Here is a 26,488-nt window from a genome sequence, read left to right on the forward strand (position 1 = left end):
CCGTAGCTGGGTGGCGGCGGTGGGTAGCCCGGGGGGTTGCCCCCGCCCTGCGGGTCGGATGGGTTGCCTGGGTGCTCTGGGGGCTGGCTCATTGCCGTCCTAGCTGTCGGATTCGCACTACGGGCACGCGCACTGAACTTGGCAACCGGGAACTTAGCAAAGATGCGGCCGTTGGGCGAGGATTGCTTTCGGCGTGCGTCGCGGTCGCCGCCGGCGGGCATGGTTGTCCGCTCTGCGTGGTATGCCTAAAGCCGTGTCCGACGGTCTGTTCGACCTGCCCGGCGCACCGCTGGCGGCCAACCCCGACGTGGGCGTGTCCGCCGGTGCGCCGCTGGCGGTGCGGATGCGCCCGGCATCGCTGGACGAGGTGGTGGGGCAGGACCACCTGCTGGCACCCGGATCGCCCCTGCGCCGCCTGGTCGAGGGTTCGGGGGTGGCCTCGGCCATTCTGTATGGCCCGCCGGGCAGCGGAAAGACGACGCTGGCCGCGCTGATCTCCCAGGCGACCGGGCGCCGGTTCGAGGCGCTGTCGGCATTGTCGGCCGGCGTCAAAGAGGTCCGGGCCGTCATAGATCAGGCGCGCAGGGGCCTCCTTGCCGGCGAGCAAACCGTGTTGTTCATCGACGAGGTGCACCGATTCTCCAAGACGCAGCAGGACGCCCTGCTCTCCGCGGTGGAGAACCGGGTGGTGCTGCTGGTGGCGGCGACCACGGAGAACCCGTCATTCTCGGTGGTGGCGCCGCTGCTGTCCCGGTCGCTGATCCTGCAGCTGCGGCCGCTGAGCGCCGACGACGTCCGCACGGTGGTCCAGCGGGCGATCGATGACCCCCGCGGCCTGGGCGGGCAGGTCGTGGTGCAGCCCGAGGCCGTCGACCTGCTCGTGCAATTGGCGGCCGGCGACGCCCGGCGCGCCCTCACCGCGCTGGAGGTCGCCGCCGAGGCGGTGCAGGGGGAGCCGGTCACCGTCGAGGCCATCGAGCAGTCCCTCGACAAGGCCGCGGTCCGCTACGACCGCGACGGCGATCAGCACTACGACGTCATCAGCGCGTTCATCAAGTCGGTGCGCGGCTCCGACGTCGATGCCGCGCTGCACTATCTGGCCCGCATGCTGCTGGCGGGGGAGGATCCCCGGTTCATCGCGCGCCGGCTGCTGATCCTCGCCAGCGAGGACATCGGCATGGCCGACCCGACGTCGCTGCAGACCGCGGTCGCCGCCGCGCAGACCGTCGCGCTGATCGGCATGCCCGAGGCGCAGCTGACGCTGGCGCACGCCACCATCCACCTGGCCACCGCGCCCAAGTCCAACGCGGTCACCACCGCGCTGGCCGCGGCGATGGGCGACGTCAGGGCGGGCAAGGCCGGCCTGGTGCCGGCACATCTGCGCGACGGGCACTACTCCGGCGCGGCGGCACTGGGCAACGCACAGGGCTACAAATATTCGCATGACGACCCGGACGGCGTTGTCGCACAACAATATCCGCCCGACGAGCTGGTGGATGTCGACTACTATCGGCCCACCGGTCGCGGCGGCGAGCGGGAGATGGCCGGCCGACTGGACCGGCTGCGGGCGATCATCCGTAAGAAGAGGCCATGAGGACGTTCACCGACCAGGAGATGGGCCGGCTGCTGCCCACCGCGAAGGAATACAGCGTCGTCATCCTCAAGCGGGGCCCCAACTTCGGCGACGACACGGCGCCGGGCATCGTCTGGGAGCACGGGCGGCGCAACTTCGCCCTGCGCGACGACGGTGTGCTGCCGGTGGTGCTGCCGGTCACCGACGGGTCCGATGTGTGCGGCGTCGGGGTGTTCGCGGCGACCATCGACGAGACCGCGGCGATCATGGACGGCGACCCGGGCGTGGCGGCCGGCATCTTCACCTACGAGGTGCACGCCTGCCGCGGATTCCCCGGGGACGCGCTGCCCTAGCTACGCCAGCTCGGGCACTCGCAGGCCGGCGATCGCCAGCTCGAACTCGACGACGTCGATCACCTCGGCGCCCAGCTCGCGCACTCGCCTGCTGCGCAGCTCGGTCGCGCGGTCGCGGTTGCGGGCCATCGATTCCAGGCTGTCGAACGTCGAGCACGACACCGCCCGCCGGGAGGCCGGGTGGTCGACCATCAGGCTGGCGCTGCAGAAGCCGTCCAGGTTCTCCATCTCCGGAAGGACGGCCGTGCGGTAGAAGTCCAGCGAACGGGTGAGCTGATCCGGCACCACCTTGAGCCAGGTGGCCCGCACGCATGCTCCTTCGCGGGATGGGTGGTCGCGGTGCACCAGCGCGATGTCCCATTCTTCGACGCGCGCGCTGCCGTCGAACATCAGCGCGGCGCGGTCACGGATGGGCGCCACTGCCTCGGCGCTGGCGCGCATCGCTTCGATGGATTCCCATGCGCTGGTGGCGATGCAGGTGCCGGACTGGCGGTCGACCAACAGCGACACTCCGACGCACCCGTCCATCTCCTGCAGGGCGGGCGTGACGACATCGCGAACGTGCGCAATTCCGATGTCGACCGACAAGGGTTGCGCCTGGATGGTGGTAGAGCGTGCGTACACGATCGACCCCTCACTCTGTCGGGGCGGCGCCCCGGTGGCGCCACCGGTCCCACCAGATACCTTCCTCCTACGGGTTATCGGTCGCAATGGGCGCGCGAGGCGCGCAGGCTGGCGACCGGCCGATGCCCGGTTCGGCCGGTCTACCAATGTGTCTCGATCAGACCAGCTCGGGCACCCGCAGGTGCGCAAGCGCCAACTCGAACTCGCCTTCGTCGAGTTCCTCGCCGCTCACTTCTTGCATCGACGAGTTCTTCAGTTCGGTTGCCTGGTCGCGGTTCCGCTCCATCGCGTCGACGCTGTCGAACGTCGCGGAGGACACGCCGCGTCCGGACTCGCGGTCGATCAGCAGGCTCGCGCTGCAGAACCCGTCGAGGCTCTCGAGCTGTGGTAACACGGACGACTTGTAGTACTCGATGCCCTGGTCCATTTGGTCCGCCGGCACCTTGACCCACGTCGCCCGCACGCCCGCACCCTCGGGCGCGCGGTGGTCGCGATGCAGCACGGCGATCTCCCACTGCTCGACATCTGCCGTGCCCCCGAACATTTCCGCGGCCCGATCGCGGATCGGCGTCACGTGGTCCGCGCTGCCGCGCAAGGCCTCGTCACTCTCCCAGGCGCTGGTGGCGATGCACCGGCCCGAGCGGCGATCGACCAAAAGGGATACGCCAACGCATCCCGGCATACCTTGCAGCGCGGGCATCACCTCATCGCGAACATGCGCAATTCCGGCGTCGATGGACGAGGGTTGCGCCTGGATTGTGGTAGAGCGTGCGTACACGATCCACCCCCTCTTACTCGGGGCAGCGCCCCGGTGGCGCCACCGGTCCACGCACTACCTTCCTCCTGCCGGTGAGCACCCGCAATGGTGTGGCAGCACTCACAATCGATTGGCCGCTCGCAGGCGCCCGCCCGTAGGCTGGACCGGGTGCATACGGATGTGCTGAATGTGGACACCGCGCGTCGCCGCATCGTTGATCTCACCGACGCGGTTCGCAGGTTCTGCTTCAGCTGTGGCGACGGGCTGTGCAACGTGTTCGTCCCGCACGCGACGGCCGGGGTCGCGATCATCGAGACCGGCGCCGGCTCCGACGACGACCTGGTCGACACGCTCGAACGGCTGCTGCCGCGCGACGACCGCTACCGCCACGCGCACGGCTCCGAAGGCCACGGCGCCGACCACGTGCTGCCCGCGCTCGTCACGCCGTCGGTGACGGTGCCGGTCTCCGCCGGTGAACCGCTACTGGGCACGTGGCAAAGCATCGTGCTGGTGGACCTCAACCGGGACAATCCGCGGCGGTCGGTGCGGTTGAGCTTTCTGGAGGGCTAGCCACCAGGCAGCAGCCTTTCAATCCGGGCGAATAGGCTGGGAATCGACGTCAATAAAGTCACCGCAAAATCAACGCGACACGGAAAGAAGCGAACGTAAGTGCAGACACACGAGATCAGGAAGAGGTTCCTCGATCATTTCGTGAAGGCGGGTCACACCGAGGTGCCGAGCGCATCGGTGATCCTCGACGACCCCAACCTGCTGTTCGTCAACGCCGGCATGGTCCAGTTCGTGCCGTTCTTTCTGGGGCAGCGCACCCCGCCGTACGCCACGGCCACCAGCATCCAGAAGTGCATCCGCACTCCGGATATCGACGAGGTGGGCATCACCACCCGGCACAACACCTTCTTCCAGATGGCCGGCAACTTCTCGTTCGGCGATTACTTCAAGCGCGAGGCCATCGAGCTGGCCTGGTCCCTGCTGACAAACCCCGTCGCCCACGGGGGATACGGGCTGGACCCCGAAAGACTCTGGGCCACAGTGTATTTGGACGACGACGAGGCGGCTGGCCTGTGGCGGGAGATCGCCGGCCTTCCCGAGGACCGCATCCAGCGCCGCGGCATGGCCGACAACTACTGGTCGATGGGGATCCCCGGGCCGTGCGGGCCGTCGTCGGAGATCTACTACGACCGCGGGCCGGAGTTCGGTGTCGAGGGCGGCCCGATCGCCAACGAGGACCGTTACGTCGAGCTGTGGAACCTGGTGTTCATGCAGAGCGAACGCGGCGAGGGCACGGGCAAAACCGACTTCGAAATCCTGGGGCCGTTGCCCCGCAAGAACATCGACACCGGCATGGGCGTCGAGCGGGTGGCCTTCGTGCTGCAGGGTGTGCACAACGTCTACGAAACCGACCTGCTGCGGCCGGTCATCGATACCGTCGCGGCGCGCGCCCCGCGCGGGTATGACGTCGGCAACCACGACGACGACGTGCGGTACCGCATCATCGCCGACCACAGCCGCACCGCCGCGATCCTGATCGGCGACGGGGTGAGCCCCGGCAACGACGGACGCGGCTACGTGCTGCGCAGGCTGCTGCGCCGGGTGATCCGCTCGGCCAAGCTGCTGGGCATCGAGGGCCCGATCGTCGGGGAACTGATGGCCACCGTGCGCGACGCGATGGGCCCGTCGTATCCCGAACTGGTCACCGATTTCGACCGGATCAGGCGCATCGCCGTCGCCGAGGAGACCGCGTTCAACCGCACGCTTGCCTCGGGCTCCAAGCTGTTCGAGGAGGTGGCCGGCGCCACCAAAGCGGCGGGCGCGGGCGTGGTGTCCGGTTCGGACGCCTTCACGCTGCACGACACCTACGGCTTCCCGATCGAGCTCACCCTGGAGATGGCCGCCGAGGCTGGTCTGAGCGTCGACGAGACCGGCTTCCGCGAACTGATGGCCGAGCAGCGGCGCCGCGCCAAGGCCGATGCGGCTGCGCGCAAGCATGCGCACGCCGACCTGAGCGCGTACCGCGAGCTGGTCGACGCCGGGCCCACCGAGTTCACCGGGTTCGACGAGTTGACTTCCGAGGCAAGGATTCTGGGCATCTTTTCCGACGGCAAGCGGGTCCCGGTGGTAGCGCACGGTACCGATGGGGCGGATCGCGTCGAGCTGGTGCTGGACCGCACCCCGCTCTACGCCGAGTCGGGCGGCCAGATCGCCGACGAGGGCACCATCAGCGGGACCGGCGCCAACGAGTCCGCCCGCGCGGCGGTCACCGACGTGCAGAAGATCGCGAAAACCCTGTGGGTACACCGGGTTAACGTCGAATCCGGGGAATTCGTCGAGGGCGACACAGTCGTCGCGGCGGTGAACCCCGGGTGGCGCCGCGGTGCCACCCAGGGGCACTCGGGTACCCACATGGTGCACGCCGCGCTGCGACAAGTGCTGGGGCCCAACGCCGTTCAGGCAGGCTCGCTGAACCGTCCGGGCTACCTGCGCTTCGACTTCAATTGGCAGGGACCGCTTTCCGACGAACAGCGCACCCAGATCGAAGAGGTGACCAACGAGGCGGTGCAGGCCGACTTCGAGGTGCACACCTTCACCGAGCAGCTCGACAGGGCCAAGGCGATGGGAGCGATCGCGCTGTTCGGCGAGAGCTATCCCGACGAAGTGCGGGTGGTGGAGATCGGCGGGCCGTTTTCGCTGGAGCTGTGCGGCGGCACCCACGTGCACAACTCCGCGCAGATCGGCCCGGTGACCATCCTGGGCGAAGCCTCGGTCGGTTCCGGGGTCCGCCGGGTAGAGGCCTACGTCGGGCTCGACTCGTTCCGCCACCTGGCCAAGGAACGGGCGCTGATGGCCGGGCTGGCGTCGTCGCTGAAGGTGCCCTCCGAAGAGGTGCCCGCCCGGGTGGCCAACCTCGTGGAGCGGCTCAAGGCCGCGGAGAAGGAACTCGAGCGCGCGAGGATGGCGGGCGCGCGCGCCGCCGCGACCAACGCCGCCGCGGGCGCGGAGCGGATCGGTAACGTTCGTGTGGTGGCGCAGCGGATGTCGGTCGGAATGACGGCGGCCGACCTGCGCTCCCTCGTCGGCGACATCCGCGGCAAGCTGGGCAGCGAGCCCGCCGTGGTCGCCCTGATCGCCGAGGGCGAGGGCGACACGGTGCCGTATGCGGTGGCCGCCAATCCCGCCGCCCAGGATCTGGGGCTTCGGGCCAACGACCTGGTCAAGCAGCTCGCCACCGCAGTGGACGGCCGCGGCGGCGGCAAGGCCGACCTGGCGCAGGGCTCGGGTAAGAATCCGACCGGCATCGACGCGGCGATTGAGGCGGTGCGCTCTCAGATCGCCGCGATAGCGCGGGTCGGTTGAGTGGTTGACCGGCAGCGGGGACGGCGCCTCGGCATCGACGTCGGCAAGGTGCGCATCGGCGTCGCATCCAGCGACCCCGACGGGATCCTGGCCACCCCGGTGGAAACCGTGCGCCGCGAGCGCTCCGGCAAGCACCTGCGCCGGCTGGCCGAGCTGGCCGCCGAGCTGGAGGCCGTCGAGGTGATCGTCGGGCTGCCGCGCACCCTGGCCGACCGCATCGGGCCGTCGGCGCAAGACGCCCTCGACCTGGCTGACGAGTTGGCACAGCGGATCGCCCCGATACCGGTGGTGTTGGCCGACGAGCGGCTCACCACGGTCAGCGCGCAGCGATCGCTGCGCGAGGCGGGGATGCGGGCCAAGGAGCAGCGGTCGGTGATCGACCAGGCCGCGGCCGTGGCGATCCTGCAGGGCTGGCTCGATCAGCGCCGGGCGACGATGGCCGGGGCCGATTCCGCGGCGGGGGATGCCACCGATGGTTGACAGCGTGCGGCGTGAGCGCGCCGAGCCCGAAGCGGTCGGGCCGCCCCGGCGCCGGGCGAGCCGGGTGGCCCGCAACCGGGCCGAGCGGGGGCGTAAGCGGCGACGCTACGCCGGCCGAATCGCCGCCGGCGCGCTGGTCCTCGTCGTGGTGCTGGCCGTGCTCCTGGGCTCGAGGCTCTGGCACGCGGTGTTCGGGGCCGGCGACGACTACACCGGTAATGGCAAGCACGACATCGTGATTCAGATCCAAGACGGCGACTCGACCACCGCGGTCGGTGAGACGCTGCACAACCAGGGCGTGGTCGCCACCGTGCGGGCGTTCGTCAATGCCGCGCACGGCAACTCCAAGATCACTTCCATCCAGCCGGGCTTCTACCGGATGCGCACCGAGATCCCGGCGTCCAATGCCGTGGCACGGCTGGCCGATCCGACCAGCCGGGTCGGAAAGCTGGTGATCCCGGAAGGACGCCAGCTCGACGACACGACCGACATGAAGACCAACGTGGTGACGCCGGGAATCCTGACGCTGATCTCCCGCGCCACCTGTGTGGATCTCGACGGCACCAAGCGCTGCGTGTCGGTCGACGCCCTGCGCGCCGCGGCGGGCAACAGCGCTCCCGGCGTGTTGTCGGTACCGGCCTGGGCGGTCGAGCCGGTCACCGAGCTGGGCAACGACCATCGCCGGCTAGAGGGCCTCATCGCGCCCGGAACGTTCAATGTCGATCCCTCGGCGTCGGCCGAGAACATCCTCGGGGAACTGATCAGCGCCGGGGCCGTGGAGTACACGAAATCCGGGTTGGTGGACACCGCCCAGGCCATGCACCTGTCGCCCTACGACATCCTGGTGGTGGCGTCGCTGGTGCAGCAGGAAGCCAACTCGCAGGACTTCCCGAAGGTGGCCCAGGTCATCTACAACCGGCTGAACGCACACCACACGCTGGAATTCGATTCGACGGTGAACTATCCGCTGGACCGCCGCGAGGTGGCCACCAGCGACGCCGACCGCGCCCAGAAGACGCCGTGGAACACCTACGTGTCCCAGGGCCTGCCCGCCACCGCGATCTGCTCGCCCGGGGTCGACGCGCTGCGCGCCGCCGAACATCCCGAGCCGGGGGACTGGCTGTATTTCGTCACCATCGACGCCCAGGGCACGACCCTGTTCACCAGGGACTACAAGCAGCATTTGGCCAACATCGAGCTGGCTAAGCACAACGGTGTCCTCGACAGCACGCCCCGCTAGCCCGGGCCCGAGAAAGGCGGCCGTCCTCGGCTCGCCGGTCGCGCATTCGAAGTCCCCGCAACTGCACCTGGCCGCGTACCGCGCGCTGGGCCTCGACGGGTGGACCTATGAGCGCATCGAGTGCGGCGCCGAGGAGCTGCCGGGTGTGGTCGGCGGGCTGGGGCCCGAGTGGGTCGGCGTGTCGGTGACCATGCCGGGCAAGTTCGCCGCGCTGCGCTTCGCCGACGAGCACACCGACCGCGCGGCCCTCGTCGGTTCGGCCAACACGCTGGTCCGCACGCCGCGGGGCTGGCGGGCGGACAACACCGACATCGACGGCGTCAGCGGGGCGGTCGGCTCGGCCTCGGGATGGGCTCTGGTCTGTGGATCGGGCGGCACCGCGCCGGCGGCCGTCGTGGGGCTGGCCGAACTCGGCGTGCCCGGCATCACCGTCGTCGCGCGCGATCCGGAAAAGGCGGCGCGGCTGGTGGAGTTGGGCGCCACGGTCGGCGTGGCGACGCGGTTCTGCGGGCTGGACGGCCCGGATGTTCAAGCGCTGGCCGACGAGGTGGCCGCCGCGGAGGTGCTGGTCAGCACGATCCCCGCCGACGTGGCCGCGCGCTACGCCGACACGTTCGCCCCGATCCCGGTGCTGCTGGACGCCGTCTACGACCCGTGGCCCACGCCGCTGGCCGCCGCGGTGGCCGCCGCCGGGGGCCGGGTGATCAGCGGGTTGCCGATGCTGCTGCATCAGGCGTTCGCGCAGGTCGAGCAGTTCACCGGGCTGCCCGCGCCGCGCGAGGCGATGACTTGCGCCGCGGAGGCGCTGGAATAGCCTGCCGCGCATGCGGATCGCGACGGCTGCCCTGGTGCTGGCCTGGCTGGTGGTGTTGAGCTGCTACGACGTCCGCGAGCGCCGGTTACCGAACCTGCTGACCATGCCCGGGGCCGGTGCGATCCTGCTGGCCGCCGCCGTCGCGGGGCGCGGGCTGCCCGCGGCGGCCGGGGCCGCGACGCTGGCCGGGCTGTATCTCCTGGTGCACCTGGTGGCCCCGGCCGGAATGGGGGCCGGCGACGTCAAGCTGGCGATCGGCGTCGGCGGGTTGACCGGGTGCTTCGGCGCGGGGGTGTGGTTTGTCGCGGCGCTGGCCGCGCCGCTGCTCACCGCGCTGTGGGGGTTGCTGCGCGGGACGCGCACGGTTCCGCACGGCCCGGGCATGTGCGTGGCCACCGCCGGCGCGGTATCGCTGGTCCTGCTGTGAGTTTCGACGCGCCGCGCGGATTTAAGTCCGCGCGGTCCCACATGGGAAGATGGACGCGTGTTGCGCTGGATCACCGCCGGGGAATCGCATGGCCGCGCGCTGGTGGCCGTGGTGGAAGGCATGGTCGCCGGCGTCGAAGTGACGTCCACCGAAATCGGCGACCAGCTGGCCCGCCGCCGGCTGGGCTACGGCCGCGGCGCACGGATGAAGTTCGAGCGCGACGAGGTGACCATCCTGTCCGGGATACGCCACGGCGTGACCCTGGGCGGCCCCATCGCCATCGAGATCGGCAACACCGAATGGCCGAAGTGGGAAACCGTGATGGCCACCGACCCCGTCGACCCGGCGGAACTGGAAAACAGCGCCCGCAACGAACCGCTCACCCGGCCGCGGCCCGGCCACGCCGACTACGCCGGCATGCTCAAGTACGGCTTCGACGACGCCCGGCCGGTGCTGGAGCGGGCCAGCGCCCGCGAGACCGCCGCCCGCGTCGCGGCGGGGACGGTCGCCCGGGCGTTCCTGCGTCAGGCGCTGGGTGTCGAGGTGCTCTCGCACGTCATCGCGATCGGCCCGTCGGCGCCCTACGATGGCCCGCCGCCGGGGCCGCAAGACCTGTCCGCGATCGATGCCAGCCCGGTTCGCGCCTTCGACAAGGCCGCCGAGCAGGCGATGATCGCCGAGATCGAGGCTGCCAAGAAGGACGGCGACACCCTCGGCGGCGTGGTGGAGGCCGTGGCACTGGGGCTGCCGGTCGGGCTGGGGTCGTTCACCAGCGGCGACAACAAGCTCGATAGCCAGCTCGCGGCCGCCGTGATGGGCATCCAGGCGATCAAGGGCGTCGAGATCGGCGACGGTTTCGAAACCGCCCGCCGCCGCGGCAGCCGCGCCCACGACGAGATGTACCCGGGCCCCGACGGCGTGGTCCGCTCAACCAACCGGGCCGGCGGCATCGAGGGCGGCATGACCAACGGGCAGCCGCTGCGGGTGCGCGCCGCGATGAAGCCGATCTCCACCGTGCCGCGGGCGCTGGCCACCGTCGACATGGCGACTGGCGACGAGGCCGTCGCGATCCACCAGCGCTCGGACGTGTGCGCGGTCCCGGCCGCCGGCGTCGTCGTCGAGACCATGGTGGCGCTGGTGCTCGCGCGCGCGGCGCTGCAGAAGTTCGGCGGCGATTCGCTCACCGAGACCCGCCGCAACATCGACGCGTACCAGCGCGCCGTCGCCGACCGGGAGGCGCCCGCGGCCCACGCTCGACTGATAGGGGGATAGGCCTGCATGGCACCCAAGGCGGTACTCGTCGGATTGCCGGGCTCCGGCAAGTCCACCATCGGGCGGCGCCTGGCCAAGGCGCTGGGCGTCGGCCTGCTCGATACCGACGCCGCGATCGAGCAGCGGACCGGCCGCACCATCGCCGACATCTTCGCCGCCGACGGGGAGCAGGAGTTCCGCCGCGTCGAGGAAGAGGTGGTGCGTGCGGCGCTCGCCGAGCACGACGGCGTGCTATCGCTCGGTGGGGGAGCCGTCACCAGCCCGGGGGTGTGCGAGGCGCTCGCCGGGCACACCGTCGTCTACCTGGAGATCAGCGCCCGGGAAGGGGTGCGGCGCACCGGCGGTACCACGGTCCGGCCATTGCTGGCCGGACCGGACCGCGCCGAGAAGTTCCGCGCGCTGATGGCCAAGCGGGTGCCGTTGTACCGGCGCGTCGCGACCATCCGGGTCAACACCAACCGCCGCAATCCCGGCGCGGTGGTCCGCCACATCGTCGCGCAGCTGCAGGCCCCTGCCCCCGATTCCTGCGGGGCCGCAACATGACCGACACCCCCGAACCGGTCACCGTGCAGGTGGCCGTCGACCCGCCGTACCCGGTGGTGATCGGCACCGGGCTGCTGGGCGAGTTGGTCGACCTGCTCTCCGACCGGCACCGCGTCGCGATCCTGCACCAACCGGTGCTGGCGCAGACTGCCGAGGTGATGCGAAGTCACTTGGCCGACAAGGGTGTTGACGCGCACCGCATCGAAATCCCCGACGCCGAGGCGGGCAAGGACCTGCCCGTCGTGGGATTCATCTGGGAAGTGTTGGGCCGCATCGGGATCGGCCGCAAAGACGCACTGGTCAGCCTCGGCGGCGGCGCGGCGACCGACGTCGCCGGTTTCGCGGCGGCCACCTGGCTGCGCGGCGTCGACATCGTGCACGTGCCCACCACGCTGTTGGGCATGGTCGACGCGGCCATCGGCGGCAAGACCGGCATCAACACCGACGCGGGCAAGAACCTCGTCGGCGCGTTTCACCAGCCGCTGGCCGTCCTCGTTGACCTGGCGACGCTGGAAACGTTGCCGCACAACGAAATCGCCGCCGGGATGGCCGAAGTGGTCAAGGCGGGATTCATCGCCGACCCGGTGATCCTCGACCTCATCGAAGCCGACCCGCAGGCCGCGCTGGATCCGGCTGGTGGCGTGCTGCCCGAGCTGATCCGTCGCGCCGTCGCGGTGAAGGCGGAGGTCGTCGCCGCGGACGAGAAGGAATCGGAGCTGCGCGAAATCCTCAACTACGGGCACACTTTGGGACATGCGATCGAGCGTCGGGAGCGCTATCAGTGGCGCCACGGCGCCGCGGTGTCGGTGGGCCTGGTGTTCGCCGCGGAGCTGTCGCGGCTGGCCGGCCGGCTGGACGACGCCACCGCGCAGCGGCACCGCACCATCCTGACGTCGCTCGGGTTGCCGGTCAGCTACGACGCCGATGCCCTGCCGCAGCTGCTGGAATACATGGCCGGGGACAAGAAAACCCGGGCCGGCGTGCTGCGGTTCGTGGTCCTCGACGGGCTGGCCAAGCCGGGCCGGTTGGTGGGGCCGGATCCGGGGCTGCTGGTGACCGCCTACTCGGGACTGGATAACTCATGACGGTGACGGTGCATGTCCTCAACGGTCCCAACCTCGGTCGGCTGGGCCGGCGCGAGCCCGACGTCTACGGCGACACCACCCACGAGCAGCTGGCCGAGCTGATCGAGCGCGAAGCCGCCGAATTGGGGCTCAAAGCCGTTGTGCGCCAAAGCGATAACGAAGCCCAGCTGCTGGACTGGATCCATCTGGCCGCCGACGCGGGTGAACCGGTGATCCTCAACGCCGGAGGGCTGACCCACACGTCGGTGGCGTTGCGCGACGCCTGCGCCGAATTGCGCGCACCCCTGATCGAGGTGCACATCTCCAATGTGCATGCGCGCGAAGAGTTCCGGCGCCACTCCTACATCAGCCCGGTCGCGACCGGAGTGATCGTCGGCCTGGGAGTCCAGGGCTACCTGCTCGCCCTGCGCTACCTGGCGAACGACTGAGCGCTATTCCTTTTCCGACCCCGGCTTAGCGTGCCTCGGATCGGTGCGGATCGTCTCGGTCTTCGCGTCATCGCCGGCCGTCGGAATCGTCTCGGTGGGCGCTTCGCGCCCGGCCGTCGGGATCGATTCGGTCGGGGCGTCGCGCTCGGCGGTGGCCACCGCCGCGGTCCGCTCCTCGGTCTGGGCCTGCGCCGGTATCTCGCCCGTCGGCGCCTCGTCGGCGCGGACGGCAGAGAACACGTCGGTGTCGGAGTCCCGTTCCTTGGCGGCGAGGCCGTGGTGTCTCTCCGGCTCTTTCTCGTATTGCCGGTCCACGCGCCAGCGGCCGATCGTCACCCCGACGATGCCGGACAGGAACACGACGAGCGCAGTGAACGCCGCGAACGTCGTCAGCTCGTTGAGCAGGCCCCCGGTGTACAGGCCCTTGTAGAACAGCCCGATGAGCCAGGAGACGGCCCCGCTGACGACCCCGGCGACCAGGCCGGCCAGCAGCCAGGTCATCGCCAGGTCCTGCCGGCGATCCGGATCCCGATTGGCCGTGGCGTCGGCCCGGCCGTCCATAAAGCCCCACACGGCCGTCCCGATAACGAACAGGAGCAGCAGCACCACGCTGATCCAAGCGGCCCATTCTTGCCAAGCGTTGATCATCGCCCCCTGCAGCAAGCGAACGATTACCATTCCCGCGGCTAGCCCCAATCCGCGCAGCATCCAGTTGCTCATGGGGGAAAAGCGTAGCGAGTACCGTCAAGACCTGTGACACATTCCCAGCGTCGAGGAAATCTGAAAGCGCAAATCCGGGCCGGTGGGCTGGACGCGATGCTGGTCACAGACCTGATCAACGTGCGCTACCTGTCGGGGTTCTCCGGTTCGAACGGCGCGTTGCTGGTCTTCGCCGACGACCGGGTGCCCATTTTGGCCACCGACGGCCGCTATCGCACCCAGGCTGCCGAGCAAGCACCCGACCTCGACATCGCGATCGAGCGGGCGCTCGGACGCCACCTGGTCGGTCAGGCCGCCGACGGCGGCGTGCGCAGGCTGGGCTTCGAAAGCAACGTGGTCACCGTCGACGGGTTCGACGCGCTCACCGGTGAGCTGGACACCCGCGGCGGGGAAACCGAGCTGGTGCGGGCCGCCGGCACGGTCGAGGCGCTGCGCGAGGTCAAGGACGACGGCGAGCTGGCGCTGCTGCGGCTGGCCTGCGAGGCGGCCGATGCCGCGCTCGAGGATCTGGTGGCGCGTGGTGGCCTGCGGCCCGGGCGAACGGAGCGCGAGGTGAGCCGCGAGCTGGAGGGCCTGATGCTCGACCACGGCGCCGACGCGATCTCGTTCGAGACGATCGTGGCCGCGGGGCCGAACTCCGCGATTCCGCACCACCGCCCGACCGACGCCGTGCTGGCCGACGGCGATTTCGTCAAGATCGACTTCGGCGCGCTGGTCGCCGGCTATCACTCCGACATGACCCGCACCTTCGTACTGGGCAAGGCCGCCGACTGGCAGGTGGAGATCTATCGGCTGGTCGCCGAGGCGCAGCGGGCCGGCCGGGAGGCGTTGCGGCCGGGCGCCGGCCTGCGCGAGGTGGACGCCGCGGCGCGCCAGCTGATCGCCGATGCCGGCTACGGCGAGAACTTCGGCCATGGCCTGGGGCATGGCGTGGGCCTGCAGATCCACGAGGCGCCGGGAATCGGGGCCACCTCCGCCGGCACGCTGCGGGCGGGCTCCGTCGTGACCGTGGAGCCGGGCGTCTACCTGCCCGGCCGCGGCGGTGTCCGCATCGAGGACACGTTGGTGGTGGCCGATGGACCGTCGGAGGGTGCCGACCACACCCCGGAACTGCTGACCCGCTTCCCCAAGGAATTGGCGGTGCTCACATGACGACGGTGAAGCAAGCGAGACCGTGGGTTCGGCTATCCACCGGCGCGCTGGCCGCGGGGCTGGCCGTGTCCGCCCTCGGCCTGGCCGGCATCGCGGAGGCGGCGCCCGCGCCGGCGCCCACCAACCACTGGTGCCCGGGTCAGCAATGGGACCCGGCCTGGGGCACCAACTACCACTGGGACTGGAATCAGTGCCACGACTGGCAAGGCCCGGCCCCGGCGGGCTGGGGACCCTGGGGACCCCCGCCGCCGTGGGCGCCGCCGCCACCACCGCCACCGGCGTGGGCGCCGCAGGCTCACCTGATGTGGAACCCCACCGTCGGTCAATGGGGCTTCTTCAACAACGGCGTCTGGACGTCGATCTAGGGCGTTCGACAACGCAGCTCAACGCCGGCCCGCGCGGTCGAAATTTCCGCGGCCGTAGGATGTTCCACAGCAACCCGGCCTTTCATGAGGAGATTCACCGACCGTGGCGAGCACTGCCGACTTCAAGAACGGACTTGTCCTGGTAATCGACGGACAGCTGTGGACCATCACCGAGTTCCAGCACGTCAAACCCGGCAAGGGCCCGGCGTTCGTGCGCACCAAGCTGAAGAACGTCCTCTCGGGCAAGGTCGTCGACAAGACCTACAACGCCGGGGTGAAGGTGGAGACCGCCACCGTCGACCGGCGCGACACCACCTATCTCTACCGCGACGGCTCGGACTTCGTGTTCATGGACAGCCAGGACTACGAGCAGCATCACCTGCCCGATTCCCTGGTCGGCGACGATGCGCGGTTCCTGCTGGAGGGCCTGCCGGTGCAGGTGGCGTTCCACGACGGGTCGCCGCTCTACATCGAGCTGCCGGTGTCGGTCGAACTCGAGGTCACCCATACCGAGCCCGGCCTGCAGGGCGACCGCTCCAGCGCCGGAACCAAGCCGGCCACCCTGGAAACCGGCGCGCAGATCCAGGTGCCGCTGTTCATCAACACCGGAGACAAGCTGAAGGTCGACTCGCGCGACGGCAGCTACCTGGGACGCGTCAACGCGTGAGCAGGCCCTCCCGGCCCGTGAAAGGACGCCATCAGGCCCGCAAACGCGCCGTCGACCTGTTGTTCGAGGCCGAAGCCCGCGGCCTGAGCCCGGCGGAGGTCGTCGACGTCCGCACCGCGCTGGCCGAGGCGAAACCGGACGTGGCCCCGCTGCCGGCCTACACCCAGACCGTGGCACGCGGCGTCGGCGACCAGATTGCGCACATCGACGACCTGATCAGCTCGCATCTGCAGGGCTGGACGCTGGACCGGCTGCCCGCGGTGGATCGCGCCATCCTGCGGGTCTCGGTGTGGGAGCTGCTACATGCCGACGACGTGCCGGAGCCGGTCGCCGTCGACGAGGCCGTGCAGCTGGCCAAGGAGCTCTCCACCGACGACTCGCCGGGCTTCATCAACGGCGTGCTGGGCCAGGTCATGCTGGTGACGCCGCAGATCCGGGCGGCCGCCCAGGCCCTTGGTGGTCCCGAGTCGTGACCCGGCTGGAGCTGCGCGTCCTCGTCGCCGCCTGCCTGGCCGCGACGGTGGTGCTTGGCGCGGTGGTGTGCGCCGCCTACGGCTGGACCATCGTCGCGTCGGTGCTCTCGATCTACGCGCTGGGCGTCGGGGCCTGGCTCTATCACTCGATCGAACGCCTGATCGTGGCCCGCCGCATCAGCACGGTCCGCTCGGCGGCCAAGCCGCTGCAGCCGCTGTTGCCTGTGATGGCCGCCCTCATGGGCCTGACGCAGGCCGTGGTGCGCTCGCTCACCGACGTCACCGACCTCCCCGGCCGCCGCTGGGAGCTGCCGGTGCTGCGGTGGGTGGACAACACCCGCGCCAACCGGCGGGTAATAGAGGGTGACGACGAGCCGGACAGCTGACCGCCGCCCCCGAATCCTGGGCGAAAAGATTCCGTGCGCACCGCAGGCGGGTGACAATACTTGCTGGATCACTTGCTGGATCCCGCGGAAGGTGACGACATGACCCGAGACAGTGCCCATCCGCGGCGACTTCGCGTCTCCGCGCTGGCGGCCGTCGCCAACCCGTCGTACACCCGCGTCGACACGTGGAACCTGCTCGACGACGCCTGCCGTCACCTCGCCGAAGTGGACCTCGCCGGGCTGGACATCGCCCACGACATGGCGCGGGTGAAGCGGTTGATGGACCGCATCGGCGCCTACGAGCGGTACTGGCTGTATCCGGGCGCGGAGAACCTCGCGACCTTCCGCGCGCACCTGGAGAGCAAATCCACGGTGCGGCTGTCGGAGGAGGTATCGCTGGCCGCGCGGCTGCTGTGCGAATACGGCGACCGCGCAGGGCTTTTCGACACGTCCGCGCCGCTGGCCGACCAGGAGCTGGTGGCCCGGGCCAAGCAGCAGCAGTTCTACACGGTGCTGCTGGCCGACGACGCCCCGATGACCGCGCCCGACAGCCTGGCGGAATGCCTGCGGGCGCTGCGCTCCGCGTCCGACGACGTCCAGTTCGAGCTGCTGGTGGTGCCCAGCGTCGAGGACGCCATCACCGCCGTCGCGCTCAACGGCGAGATCCAGGCGGCGATCATCCGCCACGACCTGCCGCTGCGGTCGCGCGACCGAGTGCCGTTGATGAACACGCTGCTCGGGCCGAACGATTCGGCGGCCGGTGGCGTCGTGCCCGATTGCCCGGACGACTGGGTTGAATGCGGCGAGTGGATCCGCGAACTGCGGCCCCACATCGACCTTTATCTGCTCACCGACGAGTCGATCGCGGCGGGCAACATCGACGAACCGGACGTCTACGACCGGACGTTCTACCGGCTCAACGACGTCACCGACCTGCACAGCACCGTGCTCGCCGGCCTGCGGAACCGGTTCGCCACACCGTTTTTCGACGCGCTGCGCGCCTATGCGGCGGCACCGGTCGGCCAGTTCCACGCCCTTCCCGTCGCACGGGGCGCCAGCATCTTCAATTCCAAGTCGCTGCAGGATATGGGAGAGTTCTACGGCCGCAACATCTTCATGGCCGAGACGTCGACCACCTCGGGTGGCCTGGACTCGCTGCTGGACCCGCACGGCAACATCAAGAAGGCAATGGACAAGGCCGCGAAAACGTGGAACGCCGACCACACCTACTTCGTCACCAACGGAACCTCGACCGCCAACAAGATCGTCGTGCAGTCGCTGACCCGGCCGGGCGACATCGTCCTTATCGACCGCAACTGCCACAAGTCGCACCACTACGGCCTCGTGCTGGCCGGCGCGTATCCGCTGTACCTCGACGCATATCCGTTGCCGCAGTTCGCCATTTACGGGGCGGTGTCGCTGGAGACGATCAAGAAGACGCTGCTGGACCTGGATGCGGCCGGGCAGCTGCATCGGGTGCGCATGCTGTTGCTCACCAACTGCACCTTCGACGGCGTCGTCTACAACCCGCGCCGGGTCATGGAGGAGGTGCTGGCGATCAAGCCGGACATCTGCTTCCTCTGGGACGAGGCGTGGTACGCGTTCGCCACCGCCGTGCCGTGGGCCCGGCAGCGCACCGCGATGGTGTCCGCCGATCGCCTGTACCAGATGTTGTCGTCGCCGGAATACGTTGCGGAATACCGCAATTGGGCCGCGTCCATGCAGGGCTTAAAGCCAGGCGAAGACCGGTCGGAGTGGGTGCACTGCCGGCTGCTGCCCGACCCGGCGACCGCGCGGGTGCGGGTATACGCGACGCACTCCACGCACAAATCTTTGTCGGCGCTTCGGCAGGCGTCGATGATCCATGTGCGCGACCAGGATTTCAACGCGCGCGCCCGCGACGCGTTCGGGGAGGCGTTCCTGACGCACACGTCGACCTCGCCCAACCAGCAACTCCTCGCGTCGCTGGACCTGGCGCGCCGGCAGGTGGACATCGAGGGATTCCAACTGGTCCGGCTGGTGTACAACATGGCGCTGACGTTCCGGCACCGCGTCCGCAAGGACCGGTTGATCAGCAAGTGGTTCCGCATCCTGGACGAGTCCGACCTGGTGCCCGACGAATTCCGCGCTTCTCACGTCAGCTCGTACCGCCAGGTCAGGCAGGGCGCCCAGGCCGAGTGGAACGAGGCGTGGCGCTCCGACGAGTTCGTGCTGGATCCGACGCGGGTCACGCTATTCGTCGGCCAGACCGGGATGAACGGATACGACTTCCGCGAGAAGGTCTTGATGGAGCGGTTCGGCATCCAGATCAACAAGACGTCGATCAACAGCGTGCTGCTGATCTTCACGATCGGCGTCACGTGGTCCAGCGTGCATTATCTGCTCGACGTGCTGCGCCGGATCGCCACCGATTTCGACCACATCCAGAACGCCGCCAGCGCCGCCGACTGGTCGCTGCACGACCGCCACGTCGAGGAGATCACCCAAGACCTGCCGCACCTGCCGGACTTCAGCGAGTTCGACATCGCCTTCCGTCCGGTCGACGCCTGCGCGTTCGGTGACACGCGGTCGGCGTTCTACGCGGGATACGAGGAGTCCGACCGCGAGTACGTGTTGATCGGCACGGCGGGGCGACGTCTGGCCGAGGGCAAGACCCTGGTGTCCACCACGTTCGTGGTGCCCTACCCGCCCGGTTTCCCGGTGCTGGTCCCCGGGCAGGTGGTCTCCAAGGAGATCGTCTACTTCCTGGCCCAGCTCGACGTGAAGGAGATCCATGGGTACAACCCCGAACTCGGGTTGTCGGTGTTCACCCCGGAGGCGCTGGCCCGCATGGAGGCGCAACGCAACGCGGCGATGGCGGCGGTGGGTTCGGCGTTCCCGGTCTTCGAGCTGCCGTCGGATGCCAAGGCCATCAACGGCGCCACCACCTCACCCAACGGGGGTTCTACTCACGGGGATCGCAAAGGCGGTGTCTCGTCCGAGGTGGCGCAATAGCCGATCGCGCCAGGGTTTTTCCTGGTCGCGGCCGAACGCCGACCGGCGCAATAAACTGATCTACCCTCCTGCGCCCTACTCGGCGACCCCGGATGTGCCCGCGAGCCGCGTTAGCGTGACGGCGTGGCCGACGCCATACCGATCTCGCGTCTCGAGGGCTCCCGGGCCAACCGCGCCCGCCGGGCCGCCGACGTGTTGCGTCAGCAGATTCACGCCGGCGCCTACGCCGACGGGCTGCCCGCCGAAAACGAGTTGGCGGCCGAATTCCTGGTCTCGCGCAACACGATTCGCGAGGCGCTGGGCATCCTGAAGAACGAAGGGCTGATCGACCGCGGACCCAAAGTCGGCACCCATGTGGCCCAGCGCAAATACGACCATCGGCTCGACGCCCTGTTGGGGCTGAAGGAAACCTTCAAGGACCTCGGCGAGGTTCGCAACGAGGTGCGGGCCGCGATGCCGGTGACCGCGCCGCCGTCGGTGGCCCGCCGGCTGCGGCTGCAACCCGGCGACGAGGCGGTGTTCGTCGAGCGGCTGCGCTACCTCGGCGACCTGCCGGTGAGCCTCGACCTGACCTACCTCGCCCCGGACATCGGGAGCCGGATCCTGGGCTATCACCTGGAAACCAACGACCTGTTCGGCCTCATCGAGCAGGTGAGCGGGCAGCGGCTGGGCTCGGCGTCGCTGGCGCTGGAAGCCATCCCCGCCGACGCGCACTCGGCAGCCGCGTTGCAGGTGCCCGACGGGGCCGCGCTGCTCATGCTGGAGCGACTCACCAGCCTCGACGACGGCAGGCCCGTCGACCTGGAGTACATCCGGATGCGGGGCGACCGAATCACCATGCGCGGCAACCTGATAAGGAGCAAGCCATGACCCTGGTCAACCACCGCGCCGACGTGCCCGTCACGATCGACGAATCGCTGTGCATCGACGGCTGCACCCTGTGCGTGGAGGTCTGCCCGTTGGACGCGCTGGCCATCAACCCCGACACCGGGAAGGCCTTCATGCACGTCGACGAGTGCTGGTACTGCGGCCCGTGCGCGGCCCGCTGCCCCACCGGCGCGGTCACGGTCAACATGCCATATCTGCTCCGCTGATGAAACGCCAAGCCACACGGCTGATCTCGATGGCAGCCGTTATCGTCGCCGTCGTCTCCGGCTGCTCGCTGGAATCACTGTCGGAGTCCTCCGGCGTCGTCAACGTCGTGGTGGGCTATCAGTCCAAGACCATCAACACCGTGACCGCGGGCACGCTGCTGCGCGCCCAGGGCTACCTGGAGCGCCGGCTCGCCGACATCACCACCCGCACCGGCACCAAATACGCGGTGCGGTGGCAGGACTACGACACCGGCGCCCCGATCACCGCGCAGATGCTCGCCGAGAAGATCGACATCGGCTCGATGGGTGACTACCCGATGCTGATCAACGGCTCCAAGACGCAGGCCAATCCGCTGGCCCGCACCGAGATGGTGTCCGTCACCGGCTACAACCCCAAGGGCGCGCTGAACATGGTGGTGGTGGCGCCCAATTCGCCGGCCACCGGGCTGGCCGACCTGGTCGGTGCGAAGGTCTCGGCCAGCGTCGGCTCGGCAGGGCACGGCACCCTGGTGCGTGCGCTGGACAGGGCAGGGATCCGCGGTGTCGAGGTGCTCAACCAGCAGCCGCAGATCGGCGCGTCCGCACTGGAATCCGGTCAGGTGCAGGCGCTTTCGCAGTTCGTCGCCTGGCCCGGGCTGCTGGTCTACCAGGGCAAGGCCAAGCTGCTCTACGACGGGGCCGAGCTGAACCTGCCCACCCTGCACGGCGTGGTGGTGCGGCGCTCCTACGCGTCGGCTCATCCGGAGGTGCTCGCGGCCTTCCTGCAGGCGCAACTGGACGCCACCGATTTCCTGAACCAAAAGCCGCTCGAGGCTGCCCGCATTGTGTCCCAAGCGGCCGGGCTCGCGCAGGAAGTGGTCTATCTCTACAACGGCCCTGGCGGCACGTCGTTCGACACCACCCTGAAGCCGTCGCTGGCGGCCGCGCTGAAAAGCGATGTGCCCTACCTGAAGTCGATCGGCGACTTCGCCGACCTCGACATCTCGGGATTCGTCCAGGACGAGCCGCTGCGCGCGGTGTTCGCGGCCCGCGGCCTGAACTATGACGCGGCACGGGCGACGACCGCCAATCCCTCGGCGCTGCGCGGCGATCCCGCCCGGGCGAGCGAATTGTGGCTGGACGGATCCGATGCGACGCAGACGTTCGCCGACCCGACCGACCTGCTGCGCGCGGTGCGCGACGTGACCGCGCGCGGCGCCAAGATCCGGGCCGCCTACGTTCCCGACGCCGAACTGGGCACCCGCTGGTTCGCCGACAAGGCGGCCTGGGTGCGCGACGGCCAGAAATTTTTGCCCTTCGGCACCGCGGCCGGGGCGCGTCGCTACCTCGCCGCGCACCCGGGCAGCGTGACCGTGAATTACCAAGAGGCACTGGGAGGTTCGGTATGACCTTAGAAGCAAGCCCGGAGTTGATCCAACCGGTTGTCGGGACGGGCCCGTTACCGACATTCGCGCGGCCGCGGCGGATCGCCTCGCCGTGGCGGTCGCGGCTGCTGCGGGTGGCGTCGGTGGTCGCCGCCGTCGGGTTGTGGCAGGTGCTCACCGCCGGCAAGGTGCGGCTACTGCTGCGCTTCGACACGTTGCCGACGGTCACCCAGATCGTGACCGCGCTGCACCGCCGGCTTGGCGCCTACGAGTACTGGCTCGACCTGGCACAGTCGTTGATCCGCATCCTCACCGGCTTCGGCCTGGCGGCGGTGGTCGGCGTCGCGACGGGTGTGTTGCTGGGCCGCTCGCGGTTGTTCGCCGATCTGTTCGGCCCGCTGGCGGAGCTGGCCAGACCCATTCCCGCCATCGCGATGGTGCCGGTCGCGATCCTGCTGTTTCCCACCGACGAGGCCGGAATCGTGTTCATCACATTCCTCGCGGCCTACTTTCCGATCATGGTCAGCACCCGGCACGCGGTGCGCGCGCTGCCCACGCTGTGGGAGGACTCGGTGCGGACCCTGGGCGGCGGCCGGTGGGAGGTGCTGAGGCAAGTTGTGCTGCCGGGCATCCTGCCGGGGGTCTTCGGCGGGCTGTCGGTCGGCATGGGCGTGGCGTGGATCTGCGTGATCTCCGCGGAGATGATCTCCGGGCGCCTCGGGGTGGGCTACCGCACCTGGCAGGAGTACACCGTGCTGGCCTACCCCCAGGTGTTCGTCGGCATCATCACCATCGGGATCCTGGGCTTCGCGACGGCCGCGGCCGTCGAACTGGTGGGCCGCCGGGTGACCCGCTGGCTGCCGCGCGCACAGGAGGGCCTGCGATGACAGTGGGGATGAGCCTCGAGCTGGACCGGGTTCGGTTGTCCTACACGGGAACCCCGGTCATCGACGGGTTGAGCCTGGCGGTGCGGCCGGGGGAGATCCTGGTGCTCACCGGGCCGTCGGGCTGCGGCAAGTCGACGGTGCTGCGCGCGCTGGCGGGCCTGCTGTCACCAGACGACGGGCGCGTGCTGGCCGACGGCGCCGAAGTCACGACCACGTCGGGGGATCGCGGCATGGTGTTCCAGGACAACGCGCTGCTGCCGTGGCGCACCGTGCGGTCCAACATCGAACTGGCGCTGCGGCTTCGGGGTGAACCACGCGCTACCCGGCGCGCGGCGGCCGAGCGGTGGATCGACGAGCTCGGGCTCCGCGGCTTCGGTGACTACCTGCCCAAGAGCCTCTCGGGTGGCATGCGCCAGCGTGTGCAGCTGGCCCGCGGTCTGGCCGGTGCCCCGCGCGCGGTGCTGATGGACGAGCCGTTCGGCGCGCTGGACACCCAAACCCGCGCGGCCATGCAGCGATTGCTCATCGACGCCTGGCGCACCCACCCGACCACGATCGTCTTCGTCACGCACGACGTGGACGAGGCGCTGGCGCTGGGGGACCGGATCGTGGTGCTGGGCCGGGCCGGCGAGCCGCGGCGCGCGTCGGTGGATGTGCCCGAACCGCGAAGCGGCCGCTCCGAGCACGAGTTGCGCGCGGAAATCATTGCCGCCCTGAACCATTCGATGGCGGCCTGATGCAGGCTCCGGATCTGGCGCCGGTCCGCCTCGACTGCGACGTGCTGGTGATCGGCGGCGGCACCGCGGGCACGATGGCGGCACTGTCCGCCGCCGAGCACGGCGCGCGGGTACTGCTGCTGGAGAAGGCGCACGTGCGCCACTCCGGCGCGCTGGCCATGGGCATGGACGGGGTCAACAACGCCGTCATCCCGGGCAAGGCCGAACCGGAAGACTACGTCACCGAGATCACCCGCGCCAACGACGGAATCGTCAACCAGCGCACCGTTTATCAGACGGCGTCGCGCGGGTTCGCGATGGTGCAGCGCCTGGAGCGCTATGGGGTGAAGTTCGAGAAGGACGAGCACGGCGAGTACGCGGTGCGCCGGGTGCACCGGTCGGGCTCGTACGTGCTGCCCATGCCCGAGGGCAAGGACGTCAAGAAGGCGCTGTATCGCGTGCTGCGGCAACGGTCGATGCGGGAGAGGATCCGCATCGAAAACCGCCTGATGCCCGTGCGGGTGCTGGTCCGGGGCGGCCGGGCCGTCGGCGCGGCCGCGTTGCACACGCGCACCGGTGAGTTCTATGCGATCGGCGCCAAGGCGGTCATCCTGGCGACCGGGCCGTGCGGCCGGCTCGGTCTGCCCGCGTCGGGTTACCTGTACGGCACCTACGAGAACCCGACCAACGCCGGCGACGGCTACGCGATGGCCTACCACGCGGGCGCCGAGCTGTCGGGAATCGAGTGCTTCCAGGTCAATCCGCTGATCAAGGACTACAACGGCCCGGCGTGCGCCTACGTGGCCAATCCGTTCGGTGGCTACCAGGTCAACGCCCTGGGGGAGCGGTTCGTCGACTCCGACTACTGGTCGGGGCAGATGATGGCCGAAGTCAAGAGCGAGATCGACTCCGCGCGCGGGCCCATCTACCTCAAGGTGTCGCACCTGCCCGACGAGACGCTGACCGCGCTGGAGAACATCCTGCACACCACCGAACGGCCGACCCGCGGCACGTTCCACGCCAACCGCGGCCACGACTACCGTACCCACGACGTGGAGATGCACATCTCCGAAATCGGTTTGTGCAGCGGTCATTCCGCGTCCGGGGTCTGGGTCGACGAACACGCGCGCACCACCGTGCCAGGGCTGTACGCCGCGGGGGACCTGGCCTGCGTGCCGCACAACTACATGATCGGGGCGTTCGTGTTCGGCGACCTCGCCGGCACCCACGCCGCGTCGACGCTCGGCGAAGTCCGTGCGCCGCAACACCTTCCGGACGATCAGCTGCGCGAGGCCCACGAGCTGATCTACCGGCCGCTGCGGCATCCGGACGGGCCGCCGCAGCCGCAGGTGGAATACAAGCTGCGCCGCTTCGTCAACGACTATGTCGCGCCCCCGAAGACGGCTGCCAAGCTGTCCATCGCGGTGCGCACGTTCGACCGGATGCGCGGCGAGATCGCCGAGATGGGCGCCCACAACCCCCACGAGCTGATGCGCGCGGTCGAGGTGTCCTTCATCCGCGACTGCGCCGAGATGGCGGCGCGGTCCTCGCTCACCCGAACCGAATCGCGCTGGGGCCTTTACCACGACCGCGCCGACCTGCCCGGCCGTGACGACGGCCAATGGGGTTATCACCTCAACCTGCGCAAGGGAACCGACGGCGCGATGGTGTTCCTCAAGCGCCCGGTGGCCCCGTATTTCGTGTCGGTGCCCGAGCTGGACGGCCTGCCGCCGGCGGATCAGACAGCCTACGAGGTGGAGCAGCCGCCGCTGGTGGGTGGTCAAGCCCCGGCCAGCGCCGTCTCCCGGATCGTCGCCCCCACAACGGCATTCGAACCGCCGTCGCCGCGCATCGCCGAGGTCCTCGCGCTGGAGGAGCCGACGATCGCCGACCTGCAGCCCTACCTGGCCGACGCGGACCCCGGGGTGCGCCGAACGGCGGTGGTCACGCTCACCGAGCACATGCCCGACGAATACGCACCGGCCCTGTTCGCCGCGCTGGACGACGCCGATCCCAGCGTGCGCCGCACTAGTGCCGAGGGCATCCGCGAGCTGGTCGAGGTGCTGCCCGACCCGCCCGCCGCCCGCGCCTACCTCTCTTCCGGCGACATGCTGGTGCGCGCGGCGTCGGTGTATCTGCTCGCGGCGCGCCGCGCCGGTGACGCCGGCCAATACCGCCGCGTGCTCGAGGATCCCGACCACCGGGTGCGCATCGAGGCGGTGCGGGCGTTGGTGTCTGTCGACGACGTGGCCGGGGTCGTCGCGGCCACCGGCGACGAGAGCCGGGAGGTCCGCATCGCGGCGGCCGCCGGCCTGGCCACGCTGCGCGGCGGCCGGGAGGCGGTTACTGTGCTGGTCGGCGACCCGGATCCACTGGTGCGCGCGGCGGCACTGGCCGCGCTGGGCGAATTGGGCTGCGGCGATGGCGATTTCGCCCCCGTCGAAACTGCGTTGCGGGCACCGGCCTGGCAGGTGCGCGAAGGCGCGGCCCGGGCGCTCAAGGGAGCCTCGGCCGAACTCGCCGTTCCCCGTTTGTCCGAGGCGCTCGCCGACGCGCACCTCGATGTGCGCAAGGCCGCGGTGCTGAGCCTGACCCGGTGGGCCGGTGAACCCGCCGCCCGCGACGCGCTCGGGATCGCGCTCAAGGACGGCGACGCCGACGTGCGGGCCTACGCGCGCCGCGCCTTGCAGACCGACTGAAAC

General features: G+C 69.7%; 27 protein-coding genes. 24 read left to right on the top strand and 3 right to left on the bottom strand.

Annotation, left to right across the window (positions count from 1 at the left end; translation table 11 throughout):
• Nucleotides 1-241 precede the first annotated feature (241 nt).
• Together ACQI5H_RS00005 and ACQI5H_RS00010 are read left to right on the top strand one after the other, a co-directional pair.
• The gene (locus tag ACQI5H_RS00005; protein WP_427077402.1) at nucleotides 242-1,594 is read left to right on the top strand and encodes a replication-associated recombination protein A; all 1,353 of its coding nucleotides are present in this window, start codon (nucleotides 242-244) and stop codon (nucleotides 1,592-1,594) included.
• Nucleotides 1,591-1,926, top strand: a complete 336-nt coding sequence (locus ACQI5H_RS00010) for a hypothetical protein (protein WP_427077403.1) — start codon at nucleotides 1,591-1,593, stop codon at nucleotides 1,924-1,926. Before ACQI5H_RS00005 ends, ACQI5H_RS00010 begins: the two co-directional genes overlap by 4 nt.
• Here ACQI5H_RS00010 and ACQI5H_RS00015 read toward each other — a convergent pair whose 3' ends face one another.
• A complete protein-coding gene (locus tag ACQI5H_RS00015; RefSeq protein ID WP_427077404.1) occupies nucleotides 1,927-2,550 on the bottom strand; it encodes a hypothetical protein in 624 nt (207 codons plus the stop codon).
• A gap of 157 nt (nucleotides 2,551-2,707) precedes the next feature.
• On the bottom strand, nucleotides 2,708-3,328 hold the full coding sequence (locus ACQI5H_RS00020) for a putative quinol monooxygenase (RefSeq protein WP_427077405.1): 621 nt from the start codon (nucleotides 3,326-3,328) through the stop codon (nucleotides 2,708-2,710).
• Nucleotides 3,329-3,487: 159 nt separating this feature from the next.
• Between ACQI5H_RS00020 and ACQI5H_RS00025 the strand changes: the two genes are divergently transcribed.
• The 10 genes from ACQI5H_RS00025 (at nucleotide 3,488) to aroQ (ending at nucleotide 12,968) form a co-directional block, all read left to right on the top strand.
• Nucleotides 3,488-3,877, top strand: a complete 390-nt coding sequence (locus tag ACQI5H_RS00025) for a secondary thiamine-phosphate synthase enzyme YjbQ (RefSeq protein ID WP_170874575.1) — start codon at nucleotides 3,488-3,490, stop codon at nucleotides 3,875-3,877.
• Nucleotides 3,878-3,976: 99 nt separating this feature from the next.
• The gene (gene alaS, locus ACQI5H_RS00030) at nucleotides 3,977-6,679 is read left to right on the top strand and encodes an alanine--tRNA ligase (protein WP_427077406.1); all 2,703 of its coding nucleotides are present in this window, start codon (nucleotides 3,977-3,979) and stop codon (nucleotides 6,677-6,679) included.
• Nucleotides 6,680-7,159, top strand: coding sequence for a Holliday junction resolvase RuvX (gene ruvX, locus ACQI5H_RS00035; RefSeq protein ID WP_427077407.1), 480 nt, complete (start codon nucleotides 6,680-6,682; stop codon nucleotides 7,157-7,159).
• Nucleotides 7,152-8,399: an endolytic transglycosylase MltG gene (locus ACQI5H_RS00040; RefSeq protein WP_427077408.1), complete on the top strand. Its 1,248-nt coding sequence runs from the start codon at nucleotides 7,152-7,154 to the stop codon at nucleotides 8,397-8,399. The genes ruvX and ACQI5H_RS00040 overlap by 8 nt, the downstream gene beginning before the upstream one ends.
• On the top strand, nucleotides 8,374-9,213 hold the full coding sequence (locus tag ACQI5H_RS00045) for a shikimate dehydrogenase (RefSeq protein WP_427077409.1): 840 nt from the start codon (nucleotides 8,374-8,376) through the stop codon (nucleotides 9,211-9,213). The genes ACQI5H_RS00040 and ACQI5H_RS00045 overlap by 26 nt, the downstream gene beginning before the upstream one ends.
• 10 nt (nucleotides 9,214-9,223) lie before the next feature.
• Nucleotides 9,224-9,640: a prepilin peptidase gene (locus ACQI5H_RS00050; protein WP_427077410.1), complete on the top strand. Its 417-nt coding sequence runs from the start codon at nucleotides 9,224-9,226 to the stop codon at nucleotides 9,638-9,640.
• A 57-nt stretch (nucleotides 9,641-9,697) separates the two neighbouring features.
• The gene (gene aroC, locus ACQI5H_RS00055; RefSeq protein ID WP_427077411.1) at nucleotides 9,698-10,912 is read left to right on the top strand and encodes a chorismate synthase; all 1,215 of its coding nucleotides are present in this window, start codon (nucleotides 9,698-9,700) and stop codon (nucleotides 10,910-10,912) included.
• Between the two features lie 6 nt (nucleotides 10,913-10,918).
• Nucleotides 10,919-11,455 (top strand): shikimate kinase, encoded by a 537-nt coding sequence (locus tag ACQI5H_RS00060; protein ID WP_427077412.1) that lies wholly within the window; start codon nucleotides 10,919-10,921, stop codon nucleotides 11,453-11,455.
• Entirely contained in the window at nucleotides 11,452-12,540 is a 1,089-nt protein-coding gene (gene aroB / locus ACQI5H_RS00065; RefSeq protein WP_427077413.1) for a 3-dehydroquinate synthase, read from the top strand. Before ACQI5H_RS00060 ends, aroB begins: the two co-directional genes overlap by 4 nt.
• Nucleotides 12,537-12,968 carry a type II 3-dehydroquinate dehydratase gene (aroQ, locus tag ACQI5H_RS00070; RefSeq protein ID WP_427077414.1) on the top strand — a complete coding sequence of 144 codons (432 nt, stop codon included), beginning with the start codon at nucleotides 12,537-12,539 and terminating at the stop codon, nucleotides 12,966-12,968. Before aroB ends, aroQ begins: the two co-directional genes overlap by 4 nt.
• A 3-nt stretch (nucleotides 12,969-12,971) precedes the next feature.
• Here the strand turns inward: aroQ and ACQI5H_RS00075 are convergent, their stop codons facing one another.
• The gene (locus ACQI5H_RS00075) at nucleotides 12,972-13,688 is read right to left on the bottom strand and encodes a B-4DMT family transporter (RefSeq protein WP_427077415.1); all 717 of its coding nucleotides are present in this window, start codon (nucleotides 13,686-13,688) and stop codon (nucleotides 12,972-12,974) included.
• 33 nt (nucleotides 13,689-13,721) lie between these two features.
• Between ACQI5H_RS00075 and ACQI5H_RS00080 the strand changes: the two genes are divergently transcribed.
• The 12 genes from ACQI5H_RS00080 (at nucleotide 13,722) to ACQI5H_RS00135 (ending at nucleotide 26,485) form a co-directional block, all read left to right on the top strand.
• A complete protein-coding gene (locus ACQI5H_RS00080; RefSeq protein ID WP_427077416.1) occupies nucleotides 13,722-14,840 on the top strand; it encodes a M24 family metallopeptidase in 1,119 nt (372 codons plus the stop codon).
• Nucleotides 14,837-15,205 (top strand): hypothetical protein, encoded by a 369-nt coding sequence (locus tag ACQI5H_RS00085; RefSeq protein ID WP_427077417.1) that lies wholly within the window; start codon nucleotides 14,837-14,839, stop codon nucleotides 15,203-15,205. The genes ACQI5H_RS00080 and ACQI5H_RS00085 overlap by 4 nt, the downstream gene beginning before the upstream one ends.
• 103 nt (nucleotides 15,206-15,308) lie before the next feature.
• Nucleotides 15,309-15,872 (top strand): elongation factor P, encoded by a 564-nt coding sequence (gene efp, locus ACQI5H_RS00090; protein WP_076124957.1) that lies wholly within the window; start codon nucleotides 15,309-15,311, stop codon nucleotides 15,870-15,872.
• The gene (gene nusB / locus ACQI5H_RS00095; RefSeq protein ID WP_427077418.1) at nucleotides 15,869-16,345 is read left to right on the top strand and encodes a transcription antitermination factor NusB; all 477 of its coding nucleotides are present in this window, start codon (nucleotides 15,869-15,871) and stop codon (nucleotides 16,343-16,345) included. Before efp ends, nusB begins: the two co-directional genes overlap by 4 nt.
• Complete coding sequence (locus tag ACQI5H_RS00100) at nucleotides 16,342-16,731, top strand: antitermination protein NusB (RefSeq protein ID WP_427077419.1); 390 nt, start codon at nucleotides 16,342-16,344, stop codon at nucleotides 16,729-16,731. Before nusB ends, ACQI5H_RS00100 begins: the two co-directional genes overlap by 4 nt.
• Before the next feature lie 99 nt (nucleotides 16,732-16,830).
• Nucleotides 16,831-19,725: an aminotransferase class I/II-fold pyridoxal phosphate-dependent enzyme gene (locus tag ACQI5H_RS00105; protein ID WP_427077420.1), complete on the top strand. Its 2,895-nt coding sequence runs from the start codon at nucleotides 16,831-16,833 to the stop codon at nucleotides 19,723-19,725.
• Between the two features lie 135 nt (nucleotides 19,726-19,860).
• The gene (locus ACQI5H_RS00110) at nucleotides 19,861-20,595 is read left to right on the top strand and encodes a GntR family transcriptional regulator (RefSeq protein WP_427077644.1); all 735 of its coding nucleotides are present in this window, start codon (nucleotides 19,861-19,863) and stop codon (nucleotides 20,593-20,595) included.
• The gene (locus tag ACQI5H_RS00115; protein ID WP_076064768.1) at nucleotides 20,592-20,819 is read left to right on the top strand and encodes a 4Fe-4S dicluster domain-containing protein; all 228 of its coding nucleotides are present in this window, start codon (nucleotides 20,592-20,594) and stop codon (nucleotides 20,817-20,819) included. Before ACQI5H_RS00110 ends, ACQI5H_RS00115 begins: the two co-directional genes overlap by 4 nt.
• Nucleotides 20,819-22,207, top strand: a complete 1,389-nt coding sequence (locus tag ACQI5H_RS00120; protein ID WP_427077421.1) for an ABC transporter substrate-binding protein — start codon at nucleotides 20,819-20,821, stop codon at nucleotides 22,205-22,207. The genes ACQI5H_RS00115 and ACQI5H_RS00120 overlap by 1 nt, the downstream gene beginning before the upstream one ends.
• On the top strand, nucleotides 22,204-23,070 hold the full coding sequence (locus tag ACQI5H_RS00125) for an ABC transporter permease (protein ID WP_427077422.1): 867 nt from the start codon (nucleotides 22,204-22,206) through the stop codon (nucleotides 23,068-23,070). The genes ACQI5H_RS00120 and ACQI5H_RS00125 overlap by 4 nt, the downstream gene beginning before the upstream one ends.
• The gene (locus tag ACQI5H_RS00130; protein ID WP_427077423.1) at nucleotides 23,067-23,807 is read left to right on the top strand and encodes an ABC transporter ATP-binding protein; all 741 of its coding nucleotides are present in this window, start codon (nucleotides 23,067-23,069) and stop codon (nucleotides 23,805-23,807) included. Before ACQI5H_RS00125 ends, ACQI5H_RS00130 begins: the two co-directional genes overlap by 4 nt.
• On the top strand, nucleotides 23,807-26,485 hold the full coding sequence (locus ACQI5H_RS00135; RefSeq protein WP_427077424.1) for a fumarate reductase/succinate dehydrogenase flavoprotein subunit: 2,679 nt from the start codon (nucleotides 23,807-23,809) through the stop codon (nucleotides 26,483-26,485). Before ACQI5H_RS00130 ends, ACQI5H_RS00135 begins: the two co-directional genes overlap by 1 nt.
• The last annotated feature ends 3 nt before the right edge of the window (nucleotides 26,486-26,488 follow it).

The sequence above is a fragment of the Mycobacterium heidelbergense genome, from assembly GCF_050205645.1.
Lineage (GTDB): Bacteria > Actinomycetota > Actinomycetes > Mycobacteriales > Mycobacteriaceae > Mycobacterium > Mycobacterium heidelbergense_A.

Coding starts and splice junctions, on each gene's coding strand:
- ACQI5H_RS00005 (WP_427077402.1), top strand. CDS start 242: ATGCCTAAAGCCGTGTCCGACGGTCTGTTCGACCTGCCCGGCGCACCG.
- ACQI5H_RS00010 (WP_427077403.1), top strand. CDS start 1,591: ATGAGGACGTTCACCGACCAGGAGATGGGCCGGCTGCTGCCCACCGCG.
- ACQI5H_RS00040 (WP_427077408.1), top strand. CDS start 7,152: ATGGTTGACAGCGTGCGGCGTGAGCGCGCCGAGCCCGAAGCGGTCGGG.
- ACQI5H_RS00050 (WP_427077410.1), top strand. CDS start 9,224: ATGCGGATCGCGACGGCTGCCCTGGTGCTGGCCTGGCTGGTGGTGTTG.
- ACQI5H_RS00060 (WP_427077412.1), top strand. CDS start 10,919: ATGGCACCCAAGGCGGTACTCGTCGGATTGCCGGGCTCCGGCAAGTCC.
- aroB (WP_427077413.1), top strand. CDS start 11,452: ATGACCGACACCCCCGAACCGGTCACCGTGCAGGTGGCCGTCGACCCG.
- aroQ (WP_427077414.1), top strand. CDS start 12,537: ATGACGGTGACGGTGCATGTCCTCAACGGTCCCAACCTCGGTCGGCTG.
- ACQI5H_RS00075 (WP_427077415.1), bottom strand. CDS start 13,688: ATGAGCAACTGGATGCTGCGCGGATTGGGGCTAGCCGCGGGAATGGTA.
- ACQI5H_RS00085 (WP_427077417.1), top strand. CDS start 14,837: ATGACGACGGTGAAGCAAGCGAGACCGTGGGTTCGGCTATCCACCGGC.
- ACQI5H_RS00105 (WP_427077420.1), top strand. CDS start 16,831: ATGACCCGAGACAGTGCCCATCCGCGGCGACTTCGCGTCTCCGCGCTG.
- ACQI5H_RS00115 (WP_076064768.1), top strand. CDS start 20,592: ATGACCCTGGTCAACCACCGCGCCGACGTGCCCGTCACGATCGACGAA.
- ACQI5H_RS00120 (WP_427077421.1), top strand. CDS start 20,819: ATGAAACGCCAAGCCACACGGCTGATCTCGATGGCAGCCGTTATCGTC.
- ACQI5H_RS00125 (WP_427077422.1), top strand. CDS start 22,204: ATGACCTTAGAAGCAAGCCCGGAGTTGATCCAACCGGTTGTCGGGACG.
- ACQI5H_RS00130 (WP_427077423.1), top strand. CDS start 23,067: ATGACAGTGGGGATGAGCCTCGAGCTGGACCGGGTTCGGTTGTCCTAC.
- ACQI5H_RS00135 (WP_427077424.1), top strand. CDS start 23,807: ATGCAGGCTCCGGATCTGGCGCCGGTCCGCCTCGACTGCGACGTGCTG.